This is a genomic window from Thiomicrospira sp. WB1, from assembly GCF_001507535.1.
Classification (GTDB): Bacteria; Pseudomonadota; Gammaproteobacteria; order Thiomicrospirales; family Thiomicrospiraceae; genus Hydrogenovibrio.
In genome coordinates, this window is the sequence record NZ_LQBN01000002.1 from 258,644 (window position 1) to 270,819 (window position 12,176).

Below are 12,176 nucleotides of genomic sequence, written 5' to 3' on the forward strand. Positions count from 1 at the left end.
TTTGATTAACCGTCGTAGTTGATCTTTTCAATCAATTCCTGCAACACGTCTTCGGCTTGATCGTGGTCGATCTGGCAGGTACCGGCCGCTTCATGTCCGCCACCGCCATAGGACAGGCACAAATGCCCGATATTGGTTTGGGACGATCGGTTCAGGATGGATTTGCCCAATGCAAAGACGGTGTTTTGTTTCTTGAAGCCCCACATCACGTGAATGGAAATATTACAGTCAGGGTAGAGGGCATAAACCATGAAACGGTTTGTTGGGTGGATGATGTCTTCCTCGCGGAAATCGAGCACGACCAGGTTGTGATAAACGGTGGCACAGCGTTTGATCTGTTCAATCGCCGCTGGTTCGTGTTCAAAATAAAGGTCCACGCGCTCTTTGACGTCGGGCAGTTCCAGGATTTCATCGATGGTATGGTCACGACAGTAGTCGATCAGTTCCATCATCAGATTATAGTTGGAAATACGGAACTCTCTAAAACGTCCTAAGCCGGTTCGGGCATCCATCAGGTAGTTCAACAGTGCCCAGCCGGATGGGTTGAGTATTTCTTCTTTGCTGAACTGTGCAGAGTCTGCCTTGTCTACCGCCGCCATCATGTCCTCGCCCACACGAGGGAAGGCCGCTTTACCGCCATAATAGTCGTACACCACCCGGGCTGCGGAAGGGGCATTGGGGTCAATGATGTGGTTATCGGACTGTTCATTGCGCAGCGCTTCACTGGCATGGTGGTCAAACGCCAGATGACAACCCGGTACATAAGGCAGGTTGGTGGTGATGTCGCGTGCGGTGATTTCGATTTTTTGATCCTGCATGTCTTTGGGGTGAACAAAGACGATGTCATCGATCAGATCTTTTTCTTTGAGCAATACGGCACAGACCAAGCCATCAAAATCACTTCGGGTAACCAGACGGTATTTTTGTTCTGACATGGTGTTTTTCCTCGGATCGAAGTTTGAGAGCAGACACAGGAATGTTGTGCCTGCCAGGGACAGCCAGTCGCTTTATTGTGCTTGCTGTTCGGCTTGTGCTTTTTCCAGATCCTGACGGACTTTGTCCATGTCAAGGTCTTTCAATTGGGCGATGCCCTCTTCAAAGTTGCTCTCGGGGATGACACCGGGGTTGGAAAAGACCACGATTTTGTCACGCATGAATACCAGTGTGGGAATGGAGCGGACTTGAAACATGCCGGCCAGCTCTTGTTGTTCTTCCACATTGACCTTGGCAAAGACAATGTCAGGGTGGTTTTCGGAAACCTTTTCATAAGTGGGCGCAAATTGTTTGCAAGGCCCGCACCATTCCGCCCAGAAATCCAGAATAACGATCTCATTGTTTTCAATGGTTTCTTCAAATGTTTCCTGTGTGAGGTCAATCACTGACATAACGTTCCTTAATGGTTGGTCCGAAGCTTATTCGGAGTGAGTAAAATCATCCGGCAACCCGCCATGGGTAAGTTTTTCCGGGTCAAGGTAGCTGGCCAAAGCATCACGATCCAGATCGGTCATTTCCTGAGCCACGTCCAAAACCGCACGTCCGGATCGGTATGCTTCCTTGGCAATGGCCGCGCCGGTTTCGTAGCCGACCAGTGCGTTCAGTGCTGTGACCAGAATCGGGTTGACGGCCAGTGTTTCGGTCAAGTTCCGATTATTGACGACAAAGCCTTCAATGGCTTTGTCGGCAAGCGTTGTTAACGCGTTGGATGCAAGCGTCAGGCTTTCCAGCAATCGCAATGCAATCAACGGCAACATAACGTTGAGTTGGAAATTACCAGACTGGCCAGCGAGGGTCAAGGTGGTGTGATTGCCGATGATCTGTGTGCCAGCCATCGCCACGGCTTCGGGAATCACCGGATTGATTTTACCCGGCATGATGGAGCTGCCAGGCTGCAGGGCGGGAAGCTGAATTTCGCCGAGACCTGCCAAAGGACCGGAATTCATCCACCGCAAGTCATTGGCAATTTTGACCAGGCCTGCTGCGAGCGTGTTGAGTTGACCGCTCAATTCCACCGCCGTATCCTGGCTGCTTAAACCGACAAATGGATTGGGCATGGGGGTGAATGACATGCCTTTGAGTTCGGGTGTTTGCTGACATTGTTGATTCAGGCAGTCACAGAAGGTTTTGGCAAAGTCGCTGGGGGCGTTGATGCCAGTCCCCACTGCGGTGCCGCCCTGAGGCAGCTGATGCAGTCTTGTCTTAACCGATTGCAGGCGAGCGGCATTGTCGTAGAGTTGTTGTTGCCAGGTGTCGAGCTCCTGGTCGAGACGAACCGGCATGGCGTCCATTAAATGCGTACGGCCGGTTTTGACCGCGCCCTGGACGGCTTTGGCTTTGTCGCGTAATACCCGTTGGGCGTGGTCCAGGGCGGGCATCAGTTGCGTTTCTAGCATTAATGCCGCGCTGAGATGGATGGCAGTTGGGATGACATCGTTAGAGCTTTGGCTCATGTTGACGTCATCATTGGGGTGCACGCGTTCGCCGCTGATGTTTGATGCCAGATGCGCAATGACTTCATTGGCATTCATGTTGGTACTGGTCCCGGAACCGGTTTGAAAGACATCCACCGGAAATTGGTTCAGGTGCTGGCCGGTTATGATTTCTTCTGCGGCCTGGACGATGGCGTCGGCTTTTATCTGTTCAAGCAGGCCAAGTTGCTGGTTGGCGCGGGCGCAGGCAGCTTTGATGCGGGCCACGGCCTGAATGAAATTCGGCGGCATGGGTTGGCCGCTGATCGGGAAATTGTCGATGGCTCTTTGTGTTTGTGCGCCCCACATGGCATCGGCTGGGACGGATAGTGGGCCAAGGCTGTCGTGTTCGGTACGGGTGGTTTGGCTGGTCATAGGTTTGTTTCGGTCTGGTTGAGAGAAAAGGTTGTCTAGGCGCTCAAAATAAATGCTTATTCTACCGTATCCTAGAGTAAGCGGAAACCCTGTGTTTCATCAAAGATAAGGGCGATCACGTATTCCTGGTATGGGTGTGTTAAGCTTTCTTTTTTGTAAACGGTTCCTGTCTGTGTCAGTGAGGGCGCAAATGGCCCAACGCTTTAGATGTAAGGTGCGTCTTTTTGGGCTGCTTAAGGCCGCGTGCGAGGAAGTTTTTATTGATCAATTTGCATTGTTACTGGTTTTACTATGCCCCATTCAACGTCGCTTGAAAAAAATTCAACGGTTGCCAAGACGGTCCTGAATCAAGGGCTATGGTGGTGTGCCACACGCAAAAAAAGTGCGCCTTTCTCAGTGGGGTTTTATCTGTCTGAGGCGTTTGCTGTGCTGTTGCCTGCCTTGTTTGAACAGGAAGCGGTCACGTTTGAGGCGTTTGAAGCCTGTTTAAAATCAGAAAGTCAGACGATTTTAGCTCAGCGAATGAAGGCACTGCGTAAAGATCCAGCGCTGGAACAGCGTTTTTTGATTGGTCTTGAAGCCGAGCATGGCACCATCTGGCTAATGGCCCAGCTGCATTGGCAGGCCACGGACGAGGAAGAGTACATCTGCGCCCATTGCGTCGAAGTGTCTGAACTGCATGCCCTGGAAGAGGAGTTGGTTGCCTCCAATAGCCGCTTGATGATCGAACGATTACGCGAGCGTGAACAGATGGCCAAAAAGGAAGCGGATTTGCTTGAATCCCAATATCAGGCGCAAACCCAGTTTCTGGCCATGTTGAGTCATGAGTTGCGCTCCCCGCTGATGGGCATGAATGGTCTGATTGACCTGATCAAAAAGAATCATCATCAAGGCAAGTCGATTGGCGAACAGCTCCAGGTGATGCGCCTGACCGTGGACCAGCTCAATTTTCTGATCAATGACATCCTGACGTTTTCGCAGACCCAGTCCGATCAGATCCGGATTCAGAATTCGGTCTTCAATCTGGATGAAATGATTCGCTATCTGCGCCATTTGACCAAGTCTATTGCCTCTGAGAAAGGGTTGAACGTGACCGTGGACGTGTCCGTAGAGCATGACTGCTTTTATGGCGATCTGGTTCGGACGTCTCAGGTTCTGTTGAATTTGTTGGTGAACGCCATCAAATTTACCGAGCAGGGCGGGGTGCATCTGTCCGTGGATGAGCGCCAATCCGATCAAGGAACGGGGTTGGTGGTTCAGGTTTGCGACAGTGGCCACGGCATTGAAGACGAAGACTTACGTTATATATTTGACCCTTTCAAGCAGTTGGATGCCAAAGGGCGTAAGCAATATGTTGGCTCCGGCTTGGGACTGGCCATCGTCAAAACGCTGGTTGAGGTGATGGGAGGTGACGTTCAGGTCCGATCAGAGTTGACTGTGGGTACTTGCTTTGAAGTGTGGTTGCCCTTTCCTCATCGCAGTTGTGATGAAATCGAGGTGTCCGCCATCGGCGGTATGGGCAAATCCTCGTCGTTTGGCGCAGCGCATATGCCGGTCGAAACCGAGGTGGAAAACCCCACTTTGCCTGAGTGTCGCGTGCTGATTGCAGATGACTCGATGATTAATCGCCGTGTGCTGGAGACGTTTCTGGTTGAGGCCGGATGTCACGTTGATCAGGCCAGCGATGGCAACCAGGCCTGGTCAAAATTCCAACAGAAGGCGTATGAGTTCGTGTTCCTGGACATTCAAATGCCTGGGCTCAATGGCATGCAGGTGTGTGAGAAAATTCGTGCACTGAAGCCTGGTGATTGCGAGGCGCTGAAAGGGGTGTTCGCCCTGACGGCCGCACACACAGAAGCGGAAGAAGCCGAAGCAGGGATCGTTCTGGATAAAACATTGTTTGACCAGTGGCTGGAAAAACCGGTATCCCAGGACAAAGTGATCCACTTGTTGGAGTGCTTCAGCCAGGAAAATTCTGATTGCCGTTCGCCTGACCTTCAGACCGCTCAAGCTGATTCTGAGTTGGCTTCACCGTCAAAGCCTAAGCAGGCCACGTCTGAAACGACCATGGATGACTGTGTGCGCCGTGCTCAAAAAGAAATGCACGAGTTTTCTCTTGCCCAAGTGCTGGATGACGCCTTACTGGGGATGACGCCCCAATTAATCACCTCTTTGCAAGAAGAAGTGGTGGAGCTCAAACACAGTCTTGATCAAAAAGATCTGGTGGGCTTATCGAGTGGATTGCATCGGATCAAAGGCAATCTCATGATGTTTCACGTCAGCCCGCTGTTGAAGCTTGTGAAATGCCTTCAGCAGGCAAAAAAACAGCCTGAGCAAAGAGATAAAGTCGATTGGAAAATGTTGGTTTCAGGCGTGAACGCCCTTGAAAAATTAATCGATCGCCTCCATTAGACTATCACTGAATTATGCTTATAATAGTGAATTGAACAGGCAAAAAGGAATGTTTTAGATGGCAAAGGCAAAAGCAAAAGTGCTCCTGGCGGAAGACCATGACTTGGTGCGGGCCGGATTTAAGTCCATTCTGGATGCGGACGGCACGGTCAAGGTGGCGGCAGAAGCGCAAGACGGTGAAACGGCTATGTCGATCGTCGAGCAGGATGCACCGGACATTCTGATCATTGACCTGTCGATGCCAAAATTGAGCGGAATGGCCGTCATCACGCAATTGCGGAAAAAGAAAAACCCGATTAAAATCATTGTCCTAACGGCTGCTGAGGCGCCCAATGTCTGGAAAGAGGTGATGGATTTAGGGGTGAACGGGCTGGCATTGAAGTCCGTATCCAAATCGGAATTGATCAAGGGCATCAAGGCCGTTCTTGATGACGAGTTGTTCATTCATTCTGAAATTGAACCCGGTCTGGAAGAATACGTGTCCGAAGAGGAGGCGAAACGTGCGCAGGCGATGTCTGACACAGACAAGCCTAAAAAGCCACGTAAATTATCCATTCGTGAAAAGCAGGTGATTAAGCTGGTTGCCGAAGGATACAAAACCAAAGATATTGCCGACTTGCTCGGCATCAGTGACCGTACGGTGTCCAAGCACCGGGAAAACATTATGACCAAACTGGGGCTGACGGCATCGGCTGAACTGGTGAATTATGCCAGTCATATCGGTTTGTTGAAGGTGGAACTCGACGAGATTCGCTGATTGTCCTTTGCGATAAAGTACTGATTAAAATCAAAAAGCTAAATGTCAAAAGGCGCTCAACTGAGCGCCTTTTTTGTGGACGTTTTAACGGTATTGGCGCAGGTACCACTTTTCGAAGAAACGTTTTGCCCAGTGCATGAGGCGGCAGGGGGGCAAAAGCAGAGTGCCTTTTTCCGTTCTTCGTACCAAAACCCCATGACTCAGTGTATCAATGATGCAAACAAGCTCATGTTTAATGGGGTCGAAATCGGTCTGTCCATTCAGCTCACGTGCCAGGTTGCGGCTGGCCGTCACCGCCTGAAGGTCAGCCGCGTGTGCCTGTTTGGCCTGCCATTCCGGTCCCGGGAAACTGCCTGAATCGCCAGCCACATACGTCCGTTCCATGTTTGCCACCTGGCAATGCTCATTGGCCTGGATCAAACCGCCTTCGGACAAAGGCATCTCTGTGTTTTCCACCCAATCTGGTCCGGTCATGCCAGGCATAAACAGGATCAGGTCGGCCTCGATTTCTCCGCCTTCTGTGAGCACCTTGTTGCGCTCAAAGCCCTTCATTTTGTGTCCGAGGTGGGTTTGAATACCGCGCTTTTCCATCATCTTCAGCACTTTGTCCGGTACTTTGTCGCCCAGCCGCTTGCCCGGTTTGGGGGCCGGGTTGAAAAACACCAGCTCAAATTGGTGGCGGCGTCCCTGGCGACGTAAAAGCGTGTCGATGCCAAACAGAAATTCAAACATGGGGCCACCTCGCATCGCTGAGGGTTCTTTCGGGTTGCCGCCAAAGCCGATGGCAATGGTGCCGCCCGCCAGGTTATCCAGGCGATCCTTGATGGCTTCGGCGGCATCGATGCCCTCACATGGCGTGATGGCGTGTTCAATGCCCGGCAGTTTCTTGATAAAGCGCCCACCGGTGGCAATGATTAATCCATCGTTTCGATGCGATCCCTGGTCGGTTTTGATCAGCCGACCTTGTTCTTCAATGCCCGTCACACGCCCCTGGATGTACTCAACTGTCTGACGATTGAAATAGTTCGTCAAATCGACTTTGAGGTCGTCCCCTTTGCGTAGGCGAGAAGGGAGCCAGATCAAGCTGGGGAGGTACACCATCTGCTTTTTAGGTGCAATCACAGTAATCTTGGCGTTGGGCAGCTGCTTTCGGGTTTCTTTGATTGCAGTCAGTGCGGCAAAGCCAGTTCCCAGTATGGTGATGTTTTCCATGGTCTGTCCTTCTGTTGGATGTTGGCAACGGTCATGCGTTCAATCAGCGCCCCTGCCCAGTGAATTTGCTTCGATTGATTATACTCTTTAAGAAAAACGGGTAAAATCAGTAAAACTGTTTCCAAGGGATTAATTTTTGTCTTCAGCTGTCTAATTTTGTCTTTGGCTGGCTAAGCGGACAAGAGGGGGTGTTATGATATGCAGTTGTAATAGGCTTACAGTTAATTTATAGTTAAACCATTGCCTTAACGGGAGTGGCTTGATGAGATTAATAAGAGCAACGAATGACTTTAAACTGCATGGTCATTCCTATGAGGACTTTCCGTTAATCGTTAATTCAGATATGGAGTTGGAGACTGAAGTCCACCAATTCTTAATTTACTTCTGTATCACTAGAGGACGAGTCGAGAGTAAGAATACATGGTGGCGTTACGGGCAAGACCTGTATGACTACTTTGGTTATTTGGAGGGTAATGGACTGGATTGGCGTTCAAAGATGGCAGACACTCAACATTCAGTCATTGCTGCTTATCGTGATTGGTCAGTCAGCTTGGGTCTATCCTCAAAGACGATCAATGGGCGTTTAAGAACCATTATCCAATTTTATGAGTTCGCTCAAAGAAAGCATTGGATCGAATCCGTACCCTATGACATTGAGACTGTGATTATCAATAAAGGTAAGGGCTTCTTGGCTCATACGGATAGGTCGGGTAATCAAAAAAATGCAGTCAATGTAATGCTGAAAGAAAAAGTGGCGGCATTGCAGGTTTTGACCAAGCAAGAAGTCAAAATCCTGATGGCACATCCCTGTTTTATCTCTCAACATCTAATCTATCGTCTAGCCCTACAAACAGGGATGCGCAAAGAGGAATTGCTAACCTTTCCTGAAAGCTATATCCAAGACCCAAGAACGAAGCGGGGTAAAGCGATTGTGCCTGTTGTGCTGAGTTCCAAAGATATGGAAGTAAAAAGCGGTCAGGGCGGCACAAAAGGAAATAAGGAACGCACGATTCATATTCCCATATCACTGTATGAACGACTGTGGCAATACAAGCTGCATGAGCGAAATGAGTTACTGTTGAAAAATGAAGTCAGCGAGCAAAAAACTCTGCTGTTGAACCGATTTGCAAAACCTTATTCCATCAAAGGCACGATACTAAATACAGAGTTGAAAAAAATTGTTGGTCGAAAAGAAATAAGCCTGCATAAGCTTCGACACACCTACGCAACTTTTAAGCTCTATGGACTTCGACACAACCCAAATTATCGAGGCGATCCATTGGTGTACGTCCAAGATCGTTTAGGTCATTCAAGCATCTTAACAACACAAGTTTATCTGCATTATCTCGAAGATTTGGAAGGCGATTTAATGACCGAATACGACCAGGATATTGACCAAATCTGCCTTGGGTCCGAGGGAGTGGCATGAAAAAACGTAAAGATTTTAATCAAGCCTCTTTATCTGTTTCAGACCCAAATGGGGTAGTTATCACCCAACCTGTTTTAAAAACAGGCATTCCTAAAAATACACTTGTTTCGCTTGGTGTGAATGCTACGAATTGTCGAACTTACGACTTCGAGAAACATTATAGGCAGGGCTTTGATGCGATTACCAGTGCGGCTCAACAAACTATTGAAATCATGCTCTCTGAGTCGTTAGTGGAGCCTTCAACCATTTCTCATTACTGCCACGCTGGGTTTAAATATTTTGCTCATTATTTGGCGATTTATGCAAAAGCTATGAATCGTGAATTGGTGTTATCGGATATTACTTTTGAGTTGATTGAAAACTATATCCAGAATCTAAAAACAAATTATCCAAATGGCGCTTCAGCCAAAACAATATACACTAATACCAAATCGATTCTGGTCAAAATGCAAGGAATGGGCTGGTTGGAGCGGTTTGATTTCCCAAAGAATCCATTTCCAAACTCCAACCGGAAAGTGAAAGGTCAAACTGCGTTTTCAAAAGCTGAGCGTAAGCGTGTAGCTCATGCCCTAAAAGTCGATGTAAACAAGATTCTTGAAAAAAACGAGCCATTAAATAGTTATGAGTTAACTATCTTTTTATTGGCGATAGCACTGCGTTCAGGCATGAATACCACGCCACTTTTGGAAATGACTACGGACTCGATTCAAGAGCATCCATTAAAAGAAAACCGCAAGCTATTGGTGCTGTATAAACGTCGTGGCAATGCAACCCACATTCAAAATCTTCGTCACTCAACCAATGTTGAGAATGTTCAAACGGTACTGGCAGATGTCACTGTAATGATTCAGCACGTCATCGACATGAACCAGTCTTTACGAGCTGAAAGCGGAACCGATTTAGTGCTTTCTTATCGAACCACCGGAGTCTTAAATAATGGTGGAATCACTACTATCACAAATAGCTTACTGAAAACAAATACAAAAAAATGGGTGAAAGAAAAAGACCTGAAAAACGACAATGGCGAACCGTTACAAGTCAATGTCTCTCGTTTCAGAAAAACCTTTGAAAACAGTATTTGGGAACTCTCTGGTGGAGACCCTTTTGTAACTGCTGCTTTAGCGAATCATTCGGTAAAAGTATCGCAAACTCACTACCTTGAAGCGCCGAAAGAGGCCGAAAAGAACTTTAATTACATGGGAAAGGTACGAACCAAAGAGCTACTCTCCAATGTAGAGGTGATAGAAAACAACACCCCTGTTTCAAAGTGTTCAGATATTCCAAATCGTACTGACAAGAGCGGCAATAAAATCTACTGCACCAACTTTTTAAGCTGTGTGCGTTGTCGCAACATGGTAGTCACAAAAGAAGACCTCTATCGCCTCTTCTCGTTCTACTGGTTGATTGTCTATGAGCGTGGACAGATTGGCGCAAAGCGTTGGAGCAAATACTTTGCTCATATCATTCGTATCATTGATAAAGACATCGCCCCGCAATTCGATGCCAACTATGTGGCAAACATGAGAGCCGAGGCACAAGCCAATCCTCACCCTGCATGGAAGAATCGTAATCAGTTAGAGGAAGTCGCATGAGTCAAGTAATGCAAATCAGTGCAATCGATTACTGCCGACCTCAAAAACTGCATGAACTTGAAGATTCAGAGCTTCAAATCTTGCCTGTGTCGTCTTATCTCTTAACGGACGGAACCCATCATATTATTAGCCAATACGGCGATGATACATGGCGACTAGAAGACGCTCGATTTCCCTCGAACACTCCAGATTCTAAAAAGAAACTACGTTTTAACACCATTCCAAAACAATTTGTGGAGGCGGTGAAGTTTGCCCTCAAACACTACGACATCAAACAAAGGCCATCGGGAGGTACGATATTCAAGTTATTCAAATCCTTAAAACCGTTTTGGAATTATTTAGACAATATCAATGTGCAAAGCACCTCAAATATTACCCCTATGCACTGTGCAAATTACGTCCACCAGTGCAAACAAGAAGTATCGAAACAAACCAAAAAACCGTTATCTAAATCCTACTTAATACATCGATTTTCAGCGATTGAGACCTTGTATCACAACCTTAAAGCCACTCAATGGGCGTTTGAACACCCATGGGTTGAGAGTTCCGCAATTTCCTTGGCGGGTGCTCATTCTCAGAGTAAAAAAACAGCCAAAACCCAAGTCATTCCTGATGACGAACTCAAGAAATTAATCAATTACTGCAACAAGGTATTAGAGCAAGCCAATGAGCTGATACAGCCTCAAGCAGAGATTGAACTTGAGCGGGAGAAACTGACTGAAGCGATTAACTCTCAAGCTGGTATCTCTACCGCCATTACCAACCATTTTTTAAAGCCTAAAGGCTATTCTGGGCTGAAAGAATTTAGTGCTTTGTATAGAGACATCCCTGGTGCCATGGCAATCATTATCCTAACCTTCAGTGGTATTCGCATTCACGAGCTCTCTGCGATTCAAACCGATGCGTACCGTGTTGAAGATAACAAGGATGAAGTCTATTACTGGCTTAAATCCCATTCGAGTAAAACCTATGAGGGCTATACCGAATGGCTTGTGCCTGAAATCGTTATCAAGGCTATTGAAGTGCAAAAAGCCTATGTCAAACCTTTTCAAGAAAGGTTGTGGCAAGAACAAGCTGAACGGTTCGCTCAAGACCCCCATGATTCAAGAGGTTTAAAAATAGAGAACTTCAAACATCATCTGTTCTTAACTAATTCAATGAAACAAGGAAATCAGATTAATCCCTTGAGCCATAGTGCATTTGATAAACGTTTAAAAGACTTTGGAAATGCATTGGGTTTGAAGGGATTAACTGCACACCGTTTTAGACGTACCTTTGCGGTCTATGTGGCACAGTCGGCTTATGGCGATTTACGTTACCTTAAACAGCACTTCAAGCATTGGGGCATGGATATGACCTTGCTATATGCTGCTAATAAATCGCAGGACGAAGAACTCTACGATGAAATTGCGGTACAGATTAAAAGCTTCAAGGTTGCACGAGTCGAAGAGTTTTTAGATGAAGATACGATTATTACAGGCGGTCTTGCCAACAAGTTAATCTCGTACCGTTCAAACAACGAACCGGTTAAGACCTTTGATAGTCGTGCGGCGATGGCTGAACGCATCTCTGATACGGTTCATTTACGTTCAACAGGGCATTCATGGTGTACCTCTGATAATTCAGGCTGTGGTGGACGTTCTGTGATTGAGGGAACGGCTTGCGTTGATTGTGATGAATCGATTATCGAGAAGAAGCGTCACGGTGAATACTTCAATGGCATCTATATACAGCAATTAGAACTAAGACAGATAGATGATATTGGTGAGGCGGGAAAACAGCGTGTAGAGCGTGATATTGAGCGCTGTGAGCGTGTATTGAAAGACCTTGGTATGTGGGATGAAGTAAAAGACTTTGTTTCTTAAGGGCAGTTGAGTTGCAGTTTAAAGATTTAGGTTTTGCTTAATATTTTTAGAAATATTTTATCAAAACCT

Annotated in this window: 9 protein-coding genes; 5 read left to right on the forward strand and 4 right to left on the reverse strand. The window is 47.3% G+C overall.

Annotated elements, in window-relative coordinates; translation table 11 throughout:
- Positions 1-5: 5 nt before the first annotated feature.
- From AVO41_RS05630 to AVO41_RS05640, 3 genes are all read right to left on the reverse strand, one after another.
- Entirely contained in the window at positions 6-935 is a 930-nt protein-coding gene (locus tag AVO41_RS05630; RefSeq protein WP_068583998.1) for an exopolyphosphatase, read from the reverse strand.
- A 72-nt stretch (positions 936-1,007) separates the two neighbouring features.
- On the reverse strand, positions 1,008-1,385 hold the full coding sequence (trxA, locus tag AVO41_RS05635; RefSeq protein WP_068584001.1) for a thioredoxin: 378 nt from the start codon (positions 1,383-1,385) through the stop codon (positions 1,008-1,010).
- A gap of 27 nt (positions 1,386-1,412) precedes the next feature.
- Positions 1,413-2,840 carry a lyase family protein gene (locus AVO41_RS05640; protein WP_068584005.1) on the reverse strand — a complete coding sequence of 476 codons (1,428 nt, stop codon included), beginning with the start codon at positions 2,838-2,840 and terminating at the stop codon, positions 1,413-1,415.
- Positions 2,841-3,131: 291 nt separating this feature from the next.
- Here AVO41_RS05640 and AVO41_RS05645 point away from each other — a divergent pair, with 291 nt between their 5' ends.
- Both AVO41_RS05645 and AVO41_RS05650 read left to right on the forward strand, forming a co-directional pair.
- On the forward strand, positions 3,132-5,252 hold the full coding sequence (locus AVO41_RS05645; RefSeq protein WP_068584008.1) for an ATP-binding protein: 2,121 nt from the start codon (positions 3,132-3,134) through the stop codon (positions 5,250-5,252).
- Between the two features lie 58 nt (positions 5,253-5,310).
- Positions 5,311-6,009 (forward strand): response regulator transcription factor, encoded by a 699-nt coding sequence (locus AVO41_RS05650; RefSeq protein ID WP_068584011.1) that lies wholly within the window; start codon positions 5,311-5,313, stop codon positions 6,007-6,009.
- Positions 6,010-6,093: 84 nt separating this feature from the next.
- Here the strand turns inward: AVO41_RS05650 and AVO41_RS05655 are convergent, their stop codons facing one another.
- Positions 6,094-7,221 carry an NAD(P)/FAD-dependent oxidoreductase gene (locus AVO41_RS05655; RefSeq protein WP_068584014.1) on the reverse strand — a complete coding sequence of 376 codons (1,128 nt, stop codon included), beginning with the start codon at positions 7,219-7,221 and terminating at the stop codon, positions 6,094-6,096.
- A 343-nt stretch (positions 7,222-7,564) separates the two neighbouring features.
- Here AVO41_RS05655 and AVO41_RS05660 point away from each other — a divergent pair, with 343 nt between their 5' ends.
- Genes AVO41_RS05660 through AVO41_RS05670 form a run of 3 tightly spaced genes read left to right on the forward strand, consistent with a single transcriptional unit; the run spans position 7,565 to position 12,107 of the window.
- Positions 7,565-8,650, forward strand: a complete 1,086-nt coding sequence (locus AVO41_RS05660) for a tyrosine-type recombinase/integrase (protein ID WP_235584694.1) — start codon at positions 7,565-7,567, stop codon at positions 8,648-8,650.
- Positions 8,647-10,242, forward strand: a complete 1,596-nt coding sequence (locus AVO41_RS05665; RefSeq protein WP_068584022.1) for a hypothetical protein — start codon at positions 8,647-8,649, stop codon at positions 10,240-10,242. The genes AVO41_RS05660 and AVO41_RS05665 overlap by 4 nt, the downstream gene beginning before the upstream one ends.
- Complete coding sequence (locus AVO41_RS05670; RefSeq protein WP_068584023.1) at positions 10,239-12,107, forward strand: tyrosine-type recombinase/integrase; 1,869 nt, start codon at positions 10,239-10,241, stop codon at positions 12,105-12,107. The genes AVO41_RS05665 and AVO41_RS05670 overlap by 4 nt, the downstream gene beginning before the upstream one ends.
- Positions 12,108-12,176: the final 69 nt, after the last annotated feature.